Source organism: Xanthomonas prunicola, from assembly GCF_002846205.1.
Lineage (GTDB): Bacteria > Pseudomonadota > Gammaproteobacteria > Xanthomonadales > Xanthomonadaceae > Xanthomonas > Xanthomonas prunicola.
In genome coordinates this window covers 1-16,324 of the sequence record NZ_PHKV01000023.1, presented here as the reverse complement: position 1 = coordinate 16,324, position 16,324 = coordinate 1, and the positions used below count along the sequence as shown (strand labels likewise).

Below are 16,324 nucleotides of genomic sequence, written 5' to 3'. Positions count from 1 at the left end.
CGATGAACCCACCGCAAGACTGTCGTGCCATTCGTCGTGCGTGGTGGTTTTTTCTTTGGAGAAGGTGCTTTTCTTGCGCGTTTCCTTATCCACCAGCGCATCATGCTGCTCCTGCGTGGCCAGCAGCTTGATGTCGTTGCCGGCGGCCAGCGCGATACCGCCGTTCTGGCTGGCGACTGCAGTCGAGGCCAGCGTAAGGTCGCGGCCGGCCTGCATCACGATGGTGTCGCCTGCGCCTAGCTGGGTGCCACGCACCGTTTCGTCGTCGCTGGAGGTGGCCAGCGAGTTGCTCTTGGTGACCGTGCTGCGGTCGCTGTAGCTGCTGTCCACGGCTGCTGCGCTGTTGATGTCGCGCCCCGCTTGCAGGGCCAGGGTCTTGCCTGCACCGACCTGCGCGGCGGTCAGAGTGAGGTCGTTGCCTGCGGCCAGCACCACGCTGCCGGCGCCCTGCACGGTGGTGCCGAGGTGGGTGGTCTCGCTGCTGCGCTGGAAGTTGCGGTCGTTGGCGGTGGTGTCGGTCGTGTGCGAGAGCGTCTGCGTGCTGAGGTTGAGGTTGTTGCCTGCCACCAGTTGGGTCACGCCGTCGGTGCCGGCGTTGCGAATCTGCGCGGCCTGCAAGTTGACGTCCCCGTCAGCCACCACCGACAACACGCCGTTGCCGTTGGTGCCGGTGACATACAAGCCGGCCACGCGCTGGAGCTGGGTGGTGCTGTACTGGTGGTAGCCGCCGCCGCTGAGTGTTTCCACGGTGGAGGCAACGGTGATGTCGCCGACGGCCTGCACGCTCAGCGCGTCGACAGCGGTGACGCTGGCGCCTTCGATGCGGATGTCGCTGGCCGAGCGCAGCCCCACCTGGTTGCCGCTGATGCTGCCGCCCAGGTGCTCGATACGACCAGCGTCGATGGACACCAGCTGGCGTCCGGCGATGGTGCCGGTGTTCTTCAGGCCACCGGCCAGCGCGATGTCGACGTTGGCACCGGCCAACAATGCGCCGCCAGCGTCCAGATCGCCGGGACGCAAACGCAAGTACACCTGCGGCACCAGCGCGGTGGTGGTGCTGCCGTCGGGCAGGGTGACGGTCTGCTCCACCAGCCAGACGATGTCGCTGGTGAGCTGCGCCATCTGCGCCTCGGTCAGCGCCACGCCCGGGCGCAGGTTCCAGGCCTTGCCGATGGTGGCGCCGGCATCCAGCAGGGCCTGGTATTGCGCTTCGTCGTCCTTGTAACCGTCGAGGAAACGCCGGCCGGTGAGCTGGCCGATCTGCTCGCGCACCAGCTTCTGCTCGTAATACCCATCGCCCAGACGCTTTTGCAGCGTGTCGGCGGAATAGCCCATCTGATTGAGCAGATAGTCCGAGCCCAGCCAGCTGCGGTAGTCGGTGAACTGCGGGTCGGTTTCGACCAGGTAGTTATTGCCTGACGGCCTGACCGTAAACAGACTGCCGGTGGGTGCGCGCGTATCGGGCGTGCCCATGACGATGCGGTCCGGCGAGCCGCCGGCGGCGTTGACCACCCGCGGGCCGGTGGCGGTGGCCGCGCTGCCGATGCTGCCGACGTTGCCGCTGGCGTTACCGCTGTCGGCCTGCGTCACCGTGGTGGTGATGCGCCCCACGCCATTGCTGGCGACACTGATGGGGCCACGGACGCTGGCGCTGGCGCCGGTGGGCCCTGCCTGCGCGCCACGCACGTTGAGGTTGGCCATCGCCGCGCCATCGCGCACGTTGGGCGCGTCGCGCCCCTGATTGAGGTTGCTCAGATCGCCGACATCGATGGTCAACGTCCCGCCGCTGACGATGGACCCGCCGACCTGCCCGACCTGCTCGGAGATGGACGGATTGCTCCAGCTGCGGGTGGTGCCGTTGTAGGCGGTGGTGACGTTGCTGAAACTGTGGGTGCGGTACAGCGTGTACGCCAGATTGGTCACGCTGGCATCGGGATTGCCGCCGAGGCCGACGACGGCCAGATTGCCGCCGGCCGCGATGCTGGCGTATTCGTTGCGCAGCGCATTGGCACCGATGCGCATGTTGCCACCGGCGCGCATCACCGCATCCGGGCCGGCACCGGGTTGCAGCACGTCTTCGACCACGGTTTGGGTGGCGGTTCGGTATTGCTCGTTGTACTCCAGCTTGAGCGGGCCGGTGCCTTGCGGATTCACCAGAATGTGATCCGGATCGGTGTAGGCGTATTGCGCGATCAAGCGCACGCAGTTGGTCGTGCAGGTGCCATAGGCGTTGGAATACCGCAACGTGTCGCTGGCGTAGTGGAATGCGGGTGCGCCCGATTCGTCGGTGGTCATCCCGGCAAAGGGATCGCTGGCGCCGCTGCTCACCTGATCCGGATTGGTATTGTTGTCATCGCGGGTGAAGTAGTAGAGCGTCACCGTTCCGGTGCGTGGGTCCAGCCGCGAGCGCTCGCCGGTCGCCCGGTACAGCGCGCCGCGCGCGAAGAAATACGCGCTGGTCTGCGGGTTGACGCGGATGACTGCGCGTCGCACCTGATACCCATCCGGGGTGATGTAAGGCGTGTCCTCAAGGATGTCCTGCGGGTTGAGATAGTAGATCTCGTACGCGCTGTAGAGGCTGGTGGTGCGCAGCGGCGCGTCATTTTTGCCATTGTTGCGCCAGCTCGGCTGATCCAGCCGCACCGGTGCCCGCGTGGTGGTGGTCTGGGTGACCACCACGTTCTGGCGAATGTTGTTGACGACTCCCGCCTGCAGATCGAGATTGCCGGCCACGTCGATGGTGGAACCGAGGTTGTCCACCTGCCCGGCGGCGCCGGTAGCGTGGCGATTGCCGTCCAGTGCACCGCCGATGGCGGCATCGCCATCGCTGTAGATCAAGCCGCGGTCGCTGTTGGTCAGCTGCCCCACGCCCAGGTCCAGCCGCTGGCGTGCGGCGATGGTGCCCACGCGCGTCGCGCCGCCCACGGTCTCGGCGTGGTTGAGCACGTTGCCTGCGGCGATGGCGACCTGGTCGCCATAGATGCGCCCGGTGCCCAGGTTGTCCAGCGTAGCCGCCTGCAGATGGGTCACGCCGCCATCGATCAGGCCACGGTTGACCAACTGGCCGTTGCTGACGAGGTGGGTGAGCCCCTGGCTGGTGATCTGGCCGTTGGCGGCGTTGTCGATGGTGCGCGCTGCCACCTCGAGATTGCCGGCCCGCAGCACGCCCTGGTTGGCGAGATCGCCATCGGTGTGGATGGACAGGGTGCCATTGGCCGACAGCTCGCTGGTATTGGTCAGGCCCTCGCGCAGGGTGAGGCTGAGATCGCCCTGCGACTGCAGTTGGCCATCGCCGCTGAGCGCGCGTGCGTCCAGCCGTTGATTGCCATCCGAACGCAACAACCCCGCGGTATTGGTGACCGCATCGGCACGCATCTCCAGGCTGCTGCCGCTGGAAATCTGACCGCCCGTGTTGTCCAGCGCGGCGCTCAGCTGCACCGTGCCGGCACCGTCGCTGATCACCTGCCCCTGGCGGTTGTCCAGCGCCTGCGCCTGCAATTGCAGCTGCCCGGCCTGCAGGCCTTGCAGCGCATTGCCGCGGGTGTTGCGGTTGTCGACAGTGGCCGCGTTGAGCGTCAGCAGGTTACGCGTGGTGACCAAGCCCGCCTGGTTGCCGAGCGCGCCGCTGAGTTGCAGGGTGAGGTTCTGCCCGCCCTGCACGCGACCGCTGGTGTTGTCGAGCGTGGCCGCGGTCAGGGTGAAGTTACCCGCTGCACTAAGCACGCCAGCGCTGCTGTTGTCGACACTGGCCAGGCCGAGCCGGGCCTGGCCTTGCGCGACGATCGCGCCGTTGCGGTTGTCCAGCGCGCCGCCGTCGATCTGCAGTGCAGCGCCGGCCAGGATGCCGCCAGTGCTACCGGAATTGCTGTTGACGATGGCCGCGCCGTTGCTCTGCAGGGTCAGATCGGTCTGCGACTGCAGGCGCCCGCCCGCATTGGCCAACGTGCCGCTGCGCAGTTGCAGCGTGCCCAGCTTGCTGCCGATGGTGCCGGCACTGTTGTCCAGCGTCTGGCCGCGGGTGTCCACGACCACCTGCCCGCCGATCACGCTGCCGGCGCGGTTGGACAACCCGGCACTCTGCAGCTGCACGCTGCCGCCTGCCTGCAGCGCGCCCGCATCGTTGCCGATGGCCGCTGTCGTGCTCACGGTCAAATCGGTGCCGGCCACCACCGTGCCGGCGCTGTTGTCGAGCGATCCACTGCCCACGGTCAACTGCCCGGCGCTGGAGACAGTGCCGGCGGCGTGGTTGTCCAGCAGGCCGGCGACCTGCAGCTGCAAGGCCGTGCCGGCCGCGTACAGGGTGCCGCCCTGGTTGTCGATGCTGGCGGCGGCGATACGACCGCTGCCGCCGAGCAGCAGCTTGCCTTGCTGGTTTTGCAGCGCCTGGGCGACGTCCACGGTGGAGGCGCCGGTGCCGGCGACCTGCAGCGTGCCCTGGGTATTGCGTAGCGTCTGCGCGCTGAGCGCGAGCACGCCATTGCCCCCGATGCTGCCGCCGCTGTTGTCCAGCGTGCCGCGCGCGGTGAGCGTGAGCAGCTGGCTGCCGGTCGCCACCAGGGTGCCGCCAGCGGTGGTGAGATCGCCAGTGTCGATGCTGAGCGCAGCTGCCGAGGTGGTGGCATTGCGCAGATCGGTGGTCTGCCCATGCAAGGTCAGTGCGCCGTTGCTGAGCAGCTTGCCGGCATTGCCGAGCAGGGTCTGCGCCGTGAGGTGCAACTGGCCGTTGCCGGAGTGCTGGATGGTGCCCTGGGTGTTGTCGAGCAGCGTGCTGCCCACGGTCAGATCGCCAGCGCTGGCGACGATACCGCCGGCGTTGTCCAGCGTGTCGGCCTGGAGGCTGCTGGCGGCCGTGCCGCTGGCGACGATGCGGCCGCCGCTATTGTCGAGCTGCTGGACGTCGAGCGCGATGTGGTCGGCACCGATGGTGGCGCCGCGATGGTCGACCGTGGCGGCGGTCAACGACAGCATGCCGCTGCTGAGGATGCTGCCCTGGCTGCCGTCCACGCGGCGGCTATCGATCACCAGGCCGGCGCTGCCGGCGTGGCTGAGCGTGCCTTGTGCATTGACCAGCTGGTCGGCAGCGATCTGCAAGGTGGCGCCGTTGGCGGCGATGCGGCCACGGGTGTTGTCCAATTGCCCGCTGACGGCGATGCGGCCGTCGGCGCTGCCGGCGCCGCTGAGCGTGCCGTCGCTGTTGAGCAGCGTGGCTGCCTGCAGGTCCAGGGCGCCATTGCTGGCGATGCTGCCGGCGCGATTGTCGAGCGTGTCGCTCAGGTGCAACTGCAGCGGGCCGCTGCCGGTCGCACTGAGATGACCACCGGCGGTGCGCAGGCTGGCGGCCGCGATGTCGATGCGGTCGGCCTGGGTCGTGCTGCCGGTCCCGAGATCGAGCGCGCCGCCGCGCAGTTGCAAGCTGCCGAGGCTGAGCAAGCCGCCGCCGGCCCCTTGCAGGGTATCGGCGCTCACCGCCAAGGTGCCATTGCCAGCGTGCTCGATCGCGCCGCCACGGTTGTCGAGCGTGCCGGCCTGCACTGCGAACTCGCCACTGCTGGCCAGGCGCCCGCCGGCACTGTTGTCCAGCAGGCTGGCGGCATGCAGTTGCAGCGGCGCGCCATTGGCGGCCAGGACGCTGCCATGCTGGTTGATCAAGGTGTCGGCATCCACTGCGACACGGCCGTTGCCGGCGATGCTGCCGCCGCTGTTGTCCAGGCGACCGGTTACCGTGACGGTGGCATCGGTGGTACCGGCGGCGGCGATCGCGCCCCCCTGGTTGCTCAGCGCACCGGCGGCGATGGCCAGGCCGGCGTTGCTCGCCAGGTGACCGGCTTGATTGTCCAGGCCCTGGCGCACCGTCAGTTGCAGGGCCTGATCGCCGAGCGAGCTCACGCTACCACCGGCAGTGGTCAGGCTCTCGGCCTGGATCTGCACCTGCTGGGCGGCAGTGGTGCCGCCGGTCAGGTCGATGCGTCCGCCGGTGAGCGTCAGTCCGCCATTGCTGAGCAGGCGTCCGCCGTTGCCGTCGATCGCTTGCGCTACGATCTGCAGCAAGCCGGGACCGGCCTGCTGGATCTGGCCACCGGCATTGCCGAGCGTGGCCGTGCGGAGGTCCAACGCGCCGTTGCTGGCGATCGTGCCGCCAGCGCCATTGTCCAGACCTGCGTCCACGTGCACGCTCGCCGCCTGGGTTCCGCTCGACACCAGGCTGCCGCCGCGGTTGTCCAGCGTCGCGGCCTGCACCACCAGCTGGCTGGTCGTGAGGGTGGCATTGCGATGATCGATGCTGCCGGCCTGCCAGGTGAGTGCCCCCGGAGTGACAATGCTGCCGCCGGCGCCCGACCAGGTTTGCGCGGCCAGCGTCAGCCCTTGCGTGCCGGTGTGGACGATGCGGCCGTCGGCATTGACCACCGTCTGCGCCTGCAGTTGCAGCGCCGCGGCATTGCTGGTCAGCACGCCGCCCTGGTTGTCCAAGAGTCCCGCCACTTGCCAGGTGGTCGCGGCGGTGCCGCCATGGCGCAGGTCGCCGGCGCGGTTGCTCAGCGATTGCGCCTGCAGGTCGAGCGCGTTGGCGACGCTGAAGCGGCCCTGGTCGTTGACCAGCGCGCCCAGGTGCAGATCGGCATCGCCCTGCACCTCCAGCGTTCCTGTGCTGTTGTGCAGATCGCCACGCACCTGCAGTGCCGCCACGCCCAACTGGCCCGCACTGTTGTCCAGGCCATCGGCCGCTGCCAGGCGCACCTCGCCCCCGTTGCCGATGCGGCCGCCGTCGTTGTCCAACAGACCAGCGATGTGCAGCGTGCCGGTGGCCAGCGGCGCCGTCGCCACCGGGCTCTGGCCGCCCGTGGTCGGCGCTGGACTGCTTCCGCCGTTGGTGCCGGTGCCGGCGTCGTTGTCGGTGCCCGTGCTGCCGCCCCCCGGAGCCGGACTGCCGCCATCGCGCGAGGGCGCGGTGGCGAGTGCACCGATGCTGCCGCCGGTACGGTTGCTGGCGCTGCCGGCAGTGAGCTCGAGCGCTTGCATGCCGGTCTGCGTCAGCGCGCCGCCCTGGTTGCGCAGGCTGGCTGCGTCGATCTGAAGCCGCTGCGCATCCAACGTGCCGCCGCGGTTGTCCAAGTCCGCCGCGGTGCTGACGCGCAACTCGCGCGTGGCACTGAGCGTGCCGGCATTGGCGATGCCGCCACTGGCTACGACGCGGGTGTCCTGCTGCGATTGCAGCGTGCCGGTGTTTTCGAGCCGACCGTCGACGGTGACCACCAATTCGCCGGCGCGCGCGCCGATGTTGCCGGCGTTGCGCACGCCCACGCCATTCTCGTTGCCGACCAGCCAGATTTTGTTGGCGAACATGCCGCCAAGTGCGCCCACATCGAGCGCGAACGTCGGCGCCTGGCCGCTGGCCGCCTGCGGCGTGACACGGGCATGGTCTGCGCTGACCACAGCGTTGCCCAGACTTGCCTGCAGCTGGTTGGCCCAGATGCCGGCATTGACCTGCAGCGAGCGGGTGATCAGGTCGGTGTAGTCCGCGCCGCTGGTATCCAGGCCAGCACCAGCAACCTGGATAGCGCCGCCATTGACCCGATACCCTTCCAACGCGCCATTGGACAGGATCGGCGTGCCGGTGGTCAGCGTCACCCGGCTGGCGTTGAGAAATCCGCCGCCATCGACCTGGATGCCGGCAGGATTGGCGATGACGACCTCGGCACGCTGGCCTGCGATTTCGACATAGCCATTGAGTCGACTGGCCGGCCCATTGACCTCGTTGAGGATGACCCGGGCGCTACCGGTGGCCAGCCACGGATTGCCTTGCACCCAGCCGCCCAATTGGGTTTGGGTTTGACTGCGGGCGTTGTTGAGAATCGCCCCTTCGCGGCCCACGTCGAATTGCGAGTAGCGGTTGCGCGACACGCCTGCGGCGGAGGGTGTGGTGATGTTGACCAACGGCACCCCGTTGGGCGCGGTCATGACCGTTGGGCGCTCGCTTCCGGGCGCAGCGGGATCGCCGACGATGCGCCCAGCCGACTGTGCCTGCGCGGCGTCGACCAGGCTGACAAAGCCGAGCGCGCAGAGCACGGCCAAGCGCAGCGGCGCGATGGTGGCGGAGTGCGCGCGGGAACCGCTGGCACCTGTACTGCCGCCTGGAGCACTCACTAGCTCCGAGGCCACTTGCCAGACGCGCAGTGCGCGGTTGAAGACCAGACGGTAGACGCGATTCATGTCACTAATCCTTGTGGATGTTCAATAACGCCAGGACAGGCTGAAGCCGAAGGTGGTGTAGTCGGTTGGGAAATTGGCCGGTTTTTCGAGTGCGGACCCCAGGAAGGTGTCCAGCGAAAAATGCTGCCATCCACCGCGCAGGCCCAGACTCATGCCGGCCAGGTGATCGCCGGCCTGAAAACGCGTGGATTGACCGCCGATGCGCCCGTAATCGGCACCCAGATACGCTTCCAGCCCGCCGCCCACTGCCAGGGCGAGGTCATTGCGTAGCGACCAGCCGCGATCACCGCTCAAGGTCGCCTCGCCATCGAAGCCACGCACGGTGAAGCGCCCACCGATCGCGAAGCGATCCTGCGGTGCCATCGGTGTGCGGTTCCATTGCGCGCGCCAGGACGCGCTGTAGCGCAGGCGCTGATTGCCGATCTGAAATGGCACTGTCAGCTGCGCATCGGCCACGATGAGCTTGATGCGCGAAGTGCCCTCCAGCGGGATCGACGGATCGAACGCGTGGGCGAGTTCTTCCGGGGCGCGTAAGGCGCCAAATGCACCGGTACCGCGCCGATAGGCCAGACTGGCGTCTAACGTGACCTTGCCGAAAAACTGCCGATGGTTCAGCCCCAGCTCCCAACCAGCGGTGCGGCGCCGTTGCACTGCGATCTCGGTATCGTCGATTGCGCTGGTCGACTGCCGCCACCAACCGCGGCCATAGGCCCCGAACTTGATGGCCGCGTTGCGGAACACCAGGCGGTCGATGCGCGCTTCTGCATTGCGGCTACGGCCACTGTAATCGTAGGTCTCGATGGCACCGGCAACGGCCTGGCTGTAATCGTAGGAACTTGCAGTTGCGCCGAACAACCAATAGCCGTACGGAACGTCGTAGTGCACGGTCCAGCTGTCGGTGTCCTTGCCGGCGCCGTTGAACACGCCTTTGCCCAGGCTGACGTAGAACAACTCGTTGAGTCCGAGCGGATTGTCCAGCGAGAGCGTGCCGTTGGCCTGCAGTTTGCCGGTCGCATCGCTGCCGGCATCGTCCAGGCTCAGGCTGGCACGGATGCGTGAACGTTGCTGCCAGGCGATTGCCAGATCGCTTTCGCCTGGTCCTGCGCCGCTACCTTCGGCGGGTGCAATCTGGATATCCGCCGTGACCGTCGGCACGCGCTGGAAGTTTTCCAGGCCTTGCTCGATGTCGCGCAGGTTGAGCAACTCACCGCGACGTGCCGGCACTGCGTTGGCAATCGCTGCCCGCGCCGAGTCTGGTTCGCTGAAGCGCGCGGCATGCAGACGCCCTGGCACCAGCGACAGGGTCAGGGTGCCGCCGGTGAGGTCCTGTGGGGCCGCCAGTACTCGGGTGGTGACATAACCGCGTGCAATCACTGCGTTCTGCACCCGTTTCATCACCAGATTGATGCCGTCGGTACCGAGACAGCGCCCGGTTGCCGGATCATCCTTGGTGTTGGCCGAGGTCAAGGCCCAACGAAAACCGTCCGCGCCTGGACCATCGAGCACAATGCGCTCGATCAAGAAGCAGGGCGCTTCGGTTTTCGGCAAGCGTTCGGTGCCGTCGTCCGGGGCACGTTCGAGGCGCACATCCGGCCGCGCTTCCTGTTGTTCACGCAAGACGCGCTCACGTTCCTGCTGGCGCAATAGTTCTTGCGCTGCAGGATCGGTGATCTGTTGTGCGGAGACCTGATTGATGGCGCCTGCGATAAGCACAGCACACCACGTGGCGCGCAAGCGCACCTTTCCCTCTATGCCACTATCCATTTGCCAACGACCGCCTGACCGGTAATCGCTATCACCGACGCTGATGCGTCGCCCCTAACGATAGTTTAATTGGCCGAGTCCGCTATGGCTGTAGGGAGAATCCTTACATGCCGGCCAGAAAAGCCCTATTTTTCAATCGGCGGTCGTTAGAGGAAGGAAGTTCAGTGAGCAGCAGCTAGGGCTATTTATAGTTAAATAATATATTTAAAGATGACATCGAACGCTGAGAAATTCCCAGTAAATTAAAACTTTAAATGCCGGGGGAGACGCTTTATTTTTTAGCGCAGCAACTGATAGGGCTGCGACTGTAGAGGCAGAGGGCGCGCGATCCCGCGTTCGAAGATGCCGGGACCTCGGGATGAACGCCGCGCGCAGCGCCTTGGCATCGTGGCGTGCTGCACACGGTTGTGGCTTGTCGAGTCGATGAGTGACAGTCCGTGCGGCAAGCACAGATTGCCGCTTACAACGTCGCTCCTCTCACTGCCTGGCACAGGGGGGCAGGCCGGGTGCACACCTGCACGTGGTACGGATGCCGCGCACATCCAAGACATGGCGCTGAGCGCGCAATCGCGATCTGCAGCGCCACACACTTCAGCACGCACCGATGCGTTGCTTGCACCACGGACTCACGGTGGCGCTTGCCACGCGGCCGCTCACGCGAGTCCTGATGCTCTGCTCACGCACCACCGCCGCGCTTGTTTGATTTTCGTCAATTCCACCGACACATGAAATTCGCAGTGGGGGTGCTTGACTGCATGGGTCAAGAATCGTTGCGGAGTTGCGCATGAGTGCAGTCACGAGTGGCAGGGTGGGTCGGGCAGCGTGCCGGCAAGCGTCAAGACAGCACGGTTCGGTGCGTGCAGATGGTGGTGTGGTGTGCGGTGAGCAGAGGCTCGCGACACTGCGACATGACACGCGTGCGCTGGCCTCCAGCGTGACGGTGCGTCTGCGCACCGTTATCTGCTGAGGGGGGCGCCATGCGGATCTGTGTTCTCAACGAAGCAACGAAGACCTCGACCGGGCTGGAGCAGCGCTGCCTGGCTGCGCGTGAAGCTGGCTGCGATTACGTGGTGATGGCCGCACCCTTCGAGCGCGATGCGGAAGGTCGCTTGGTCGAGCCATCGGCAGGCAACGACGCGCACGCTGAGCGTTTGCAAGCGGCAGTGCAGGTCGCGAACCGCGCAGGCGTGAAGCTGTTGATCGACGTGCGTCTGGATGAAGTGGGTGGGGCCAGTGCGGTGGTGCGCGACAACCCGCAGTGGTTCCGGGCGCGCAGTACGGCCGTGCCGGACCCGCGCCAGCCGCGTGCTACGCCGGAGGTTGCCGAAGCCCGCTTTGCCTATGCGCAAGAAGGTGCGGCGCTGGTGGAGTGGTGGAGCGCGCGCCTGCTGGAGTGGGTTGGCCAAGGCGTCGGTGGTTTCCGTCTCTTGCAGCCGCAGCAAGTGCCGGTGCAGCGCTGGCGCGAGTTGATCGCGCGCGTACACGCACAGGCGCCGGAGGTGGTGTTCGCCGCGTGGACGCCAGGCTTGGGTCTGGAGGCCTTGCAGCAGCTGGCCGGTGCCCGGTTCGATGCAGCGTTCTCGTCGCTCGCGTGGTGGGATGGCCGCGGCAGCTGGTTCTTCGACGAAGACACCGCATTGCGGGCGCTGGCGAATCAGGTCGTTGCGGTGCTGGATGCGCCCGACGGCAAGCGTGCCGCGGCGCCGGAGCAGCATTGGCAATTGGCGTTGGCGCTGGGCGGTTCCTGGTTGCTGGACGATGCGCAATTGGATGCATTGCCGCTGTCGATCCGTGCAACCGATGGTCTGCCGACCAGCACTGCCGGTTTGCGGCTGCGTCCGCTGCTGCGTGAGGCGACCGGGCTCACCGCCGTGGCAGTCGAGCCGTTGGGTGGCTTGCCCTCCTTGTTATTGATCAATGGCGACACGCGCCACGTGGTGCCGGTGCCTGCCTCTGATTTGCTGCGACTACTCGGCGATGCCGAGGCCCTGGTGGCAGAAGATGGCCGCAGCTTGTCCGGCGCCACGCTGGATGCGCTTGAGCCGGGCGAGGTGCGTGTGTATCGCAGCGTGCCGGCGCGCCATGTGCTGGCGGTGCCACGCATGCGCCCGCGCGCACAGACGGCCGGTGCCTGGCCGCGTGTCTGTATCGAGTCGGTGACGCCGTCGGTGGAGAACGGCCGCTTCCCGGTCAAGCGCAGCGTGGGTGACCGCATCTGTGTGGAAGCCGATGCCTTCTGCGACGGGCACGACCGCATCGCGGTGGCGGTGCTGTGGCGGCCGGCCGACGCCAAGACCTGGTCCAGCGCACCGATGCGTGCACTGGGCAACGACCGCTGGCGCACCGAGTTTCCGTTGGAGCGCATCGGCACCTATGAATTCCGCGTCGAGGCGTGGCGCGATGTATTTGCCACCTTGCATGCGGATCTGGAAAAAAAGCGCGCTGCCAACACTGTGCTGCCGGTCGATGTGCAGGAAGCGATCGCGGTCGTACAGGCGGCACAATCACGCAGCGAGGGCGCGCTGGCTGAGCGCTTGCAGGGCGTGCTCACCCGCATCGGTGCGCAGAGCGAACCCTTGCAGCAGCTGGCCATCGTGTTGGAGCCGGACACCGCGCAGGCGATGGCGCTGGCCGACGACAAGCCGTTCCGCTCGGAGTATCCGGTGACGTTCCGGGTCGAATCGGAACGCCGCGCGGCGCATTTCGCCAGCTGGTACGAGTTGTTTCCGCGCTCGCAAAGCGGTGATGTCAGCCGGCATGGCACTTTCGATGATGTGATCAAGCGGCTGCCGCATATCCGCGCGATGAACTTCGATGTGTTGTACATGCCGCCGATCCATCCGATCGGTGCGAAAAATCGCAAGGGCCGCAACAACTCGGTCACTGCGGTCGATGGCGAACCGGGCAGCCCGTATGCGATCGGTGCCACCGATGGCGGCCACACCGAGGTGCATGCCGAGCTCGGCGGGCTGGACGGGTTTCGTCGCCTGATCCAGGCCGCGCGTGCGCATGGCCTGGAAGTGGCGCTGGATTTTGCGATCCAGTGCGCGCCGGATCATCCGTGGTTGAAGGACCACAAGGACTGGTTCACCTGGCGCGCGGATGGCTCGATTCCATACGCGGAAAATCCGCCGAAGAAATACCAGGACATCGTCAACGTCGACTTCTACGCCAGCGGCGCGGTACCGGACCTGTGGAACACGCTGCGCGATGCGGTGCTGTTCTGGGTCAACGAAGGCATCACCCTGTTCCGTGTGGACAACCCGCATACCAAGCCGTTCCCGTTCTGGGAGTGGCTGATTGCCGACATCCGCGGGCGCCGGCCGGACGTGGTGTTCCTGTCGGAGGCCTTCACCCGGCCCAAGATGATGTACCGCCTGGCCAAGTGCGGTTTCTCGCAGTCGTATACCTACTTCACCTGGCGCAACCACAAGCACGAGCTGCAGGAGTATGTGGAAGAGTTGAACCAGGGCGTGCCACGCGAGTGCTTCCGCCCGCACTTCTTCGTCAATACGCCGGACATCAATCCGCTGTTCCTGCAGACCAGCGGGCGCAACGGGCACCTGATCCGCGCCGCGCTGGCGACCACGCTGTCAGGCTTGTGGGGCATGTATCAGGGCTTCGAGCTGTGCGAGGCCACGCCGCTGGCGCCGGGCAAGGAAGAGTACCTGGACTCGGAGAAATTCCAGCTGCGTGCCTGGCCCGAGCGCGCACCCGGCGACATCGTCGACGAGATCACCCGCTTCAACCAGCTGCGGCGCATGCACCCGGAATTGCAGTCGCATCTGGGCACACGTTTCTATCAGGCGCACAACGACCAGGTGCTGTACTTCGGCAAATTCCTGGACGCCGGGTATCTGTCGCGCAGCCGCAGCATGGTGCTGGTGGCGATCAACCTGGACCCGCATGCCGGCCAGGACGCGGATATCGAAATCCCGTTGTGGGAACTGGGCCTGCCCGATCACGCCACCGTTGCCGTGGACGATCTGTGGGACGGGCACCGTTTCGAATGGCAAGGCAAGTACCAGCACATCCGTGTAGAGGCAGCGCGACCGTTCGCGTTATGGCGCATCCGCGCAGGAGAGGTCGCATGAATGCAGTTCCCGCTTTACAAGCCGATGCAGAACAGTCGGCGGTGGTCGCCGACCAGCTCTGGTACAAGGACGCGATCATCTACCAGGTGCACGTCAAGTCGTTCTTCGACTCCAACGACGATGGCATCGGCGATTTTCCGGGGTTGATCTCCAAGCTGGACTACATCGCCGAACTGGGCGTGGACACCATCTGGTTGTTGCCGTTCTATCCCAGCCCGCGCCGCGACGACGGTTACGACATCGCCGAATACATGGCGGTGCATCCGGACTACGGCAGCATCGAAGACTTCGAGCAGCTGGTGGCGCAGGCGCATGCGCGCGGCATCCGCATCGTGACCGAGCTGGTGATCAACCACACCTCCGATCAACACCCGTGGTTTCAGCGCGCACGCAACGCACCGGCCGGCTCGCCCGAGCGCGACTTTTACGTGTGGTCCGATACCGACCAGGAATACCAAGGCACGCGGATCATTTTCTGCGATACCGAGAAATCCAACTGGACCTGGGACCCGGTGGCCGGGCAGTACTTCTGGCACCGCTTCTATTCGCACCAGCCGGACCTGAACTTCGACAATCCCGCCGTGCTGGAGGCGGTGCTGGAAGTGATGCGCTTCTGGCTGGACCGCGGCGTGGATGGCTTGCGTCTGGATGCGGTGCCGTACCTCATCGAGCGTTCGGGCACTTCCAACGAGAACCTGCCGGAAACCCACGCCATCCTGCGCAAGATCCGCGCCACGCTGGATGCCGAATATCCGGACCGCATGCTGCTGGCCGAGGCCAACATGTGGCCGGAAGATACGCAGCAATACTTCGGCCAGAATGCCGACGAATGCCATATGGCGTTCCACTTCCCGCTGATGCCGCGCATGTACATGGCGATCGCGCGCGAAGACCGTTTCCCGATCACCGACATCATGCGGCAGACCCCGGAGATTCCGGAGAGTTGCCAGTGGGCGATCTTCCTGCGTAACCACGACGAGTTGACGCTGGAAATGGTCACCGACTCGGAACGCGATTATCTGTGGCAGACCTACGCCGCCGACCGCCGCGCGCGCATCAATCTGGGCATCCGGCGCCGGTTGGCGCCGCTGCTGGAGCGCGACCGCCGCCGTATCGAGCTGATGACCTCCCTGTTGCTGACCATGCCTGGTACGCCGGTGCTGTACTACGGCGACGAGATCGGCATGGGCGACAACATCCATCTGGGCGACCGCGATGGCGTGCGCACGCCGATGCAGTGGTCGATCGACCGCAACGGCGGTTTCTCGCGCGCCGATCCCGCGCAATTGGTGCTGCCGCCGGTGATGGACCCGCTGTACGGCTTCCAGGCGGTGAATGTGGAAGCGCAGATCCGCGACCAGCATTCGCTGCTGACCTGGACCCGCCGCGTGCTCAGCGTGCGCAAGCGCTACCGGGCGTTCGGCCGCGGCACGCTGCGCTTTTTGTACCCCGGCAACCGCCGCATGCTGGCGTACCTGCGCTGCCATCAGGACGAAACCGTGCTGTGCGTGGCCAACCTGTCGCACACGCTGCAGGCGGTGGAGCTGGACCTGTCCGAGTTCGAAGGCCGCGTGCCGGTGGACATCATCGGCGGCGGCAGCTTCCCGCCGATCGGCCGGCTGACCTACCTGCTCACGGTGCCACCGTTCGGCTTCTACGCGTTCCAGCTGGTCAGCGAAGGCACGCTGCCGGACTGGCATGTGCCCAGCCCGGTGCCGTTGCCGGACTACCGCACGTTGGTGCTGCGCAGCGATACCGACGAAAGCAGCGCACTCCTGCCGCATCTGCCCACCCTGGAAGGCGAAATCCTGCCGGCGTGGCTGTCGGCGCGGCGCTGGTTCTCGGCCAAGGACCAGGCCCTGCGCAGCGTGCGCATCTCGCGCCGCACGCCCCTGCCGGGCGATGAGCCGATGAGCCTGCTGGAGCTGGACGTGGAGCTGGAAGACGGCCGCCACGAGTGCTACATGTTGCCGGTGGGCATCGTGTGGGAGCGCGAGCAGCCCAGCACCTTGGCTGAGCAATTGGCGCTGGCGCGCGTGCGTCAAGGCCGTGAGGTGGGCTATCTCACCGATGCGTTCGCGCTCAAGCCCATGGTGCGCGGCGTGATCGATGCGCTGCGCAGCAATGCAGCGCTGGACTTCTGCGATGGCGACGACGCATCGCAGCAGGGGCAGGTACGTTTCGAAGCCACCCCGGCGCTGGCGACACTGGATATTCCACAGGATCCAGACATCCGCTGGTTGTCGGCCGAACAGAGC

General features: G+C 66.3%; 4 protein-coding genes. 2 read left to right on the top strand and 2 right to left on the bottom strand.

The genetic code is table 11. The features are described from left to right. On the bottom strand, nucleotides 1–8,208 hold an 8,208-nt coding region (locus XpruCFBP8353_RS22340), incomplete at its 3' end, for a two-partner secretion domain-containing protein (RefSeq protein ID WP_101365183.1). Nucleotides 8,209–8,229: 21 nt separating this feature from the next. Further along, entirely contained in the window at nucleotides 8,230–9,972 is a 1,743-nt protein-coding gene (locus XpruCFBP8353_RS22335) for a ShlB/FhaC/HecB family hemolysin secretion/activation protein (protein WP_101365182.1), read from the bottom strand. Between the two features lie 977 nt (nucleotides 9,973–10,949). Here XpruCFBP8353_RS22335 and XpruCFBP8353_RS22325 point away from each other — a divergent pair. Both XpruCFBP8353_RS22325 and treS read left to right on the top strand, forming a co-directional pair. Then, nucleotides 10,950–14,066, top strand: a complete 3,117-nt coding sequence (locus XpruCFBP8353_RS22325; protein WP_101365181.1) for a maltotransferase domain-containing protein — start codon at nucleotides 10,950–10,952, stop codon at nucleotides 14,064–14,066. Beyond that, nucleotides 14,063–16,324 (top strand): maltose alpha-D-glucosyltransferase (treS, locus tag XpruCFBP8353_RS22320; RefSeq protein ID WP_101365180.1); only part of this gene is annotated, 2,262 nt, incomplete at its 3' end. The genes XpruCFBP8353_RS22325 and treS, both read left to right, overlap by 4 nt.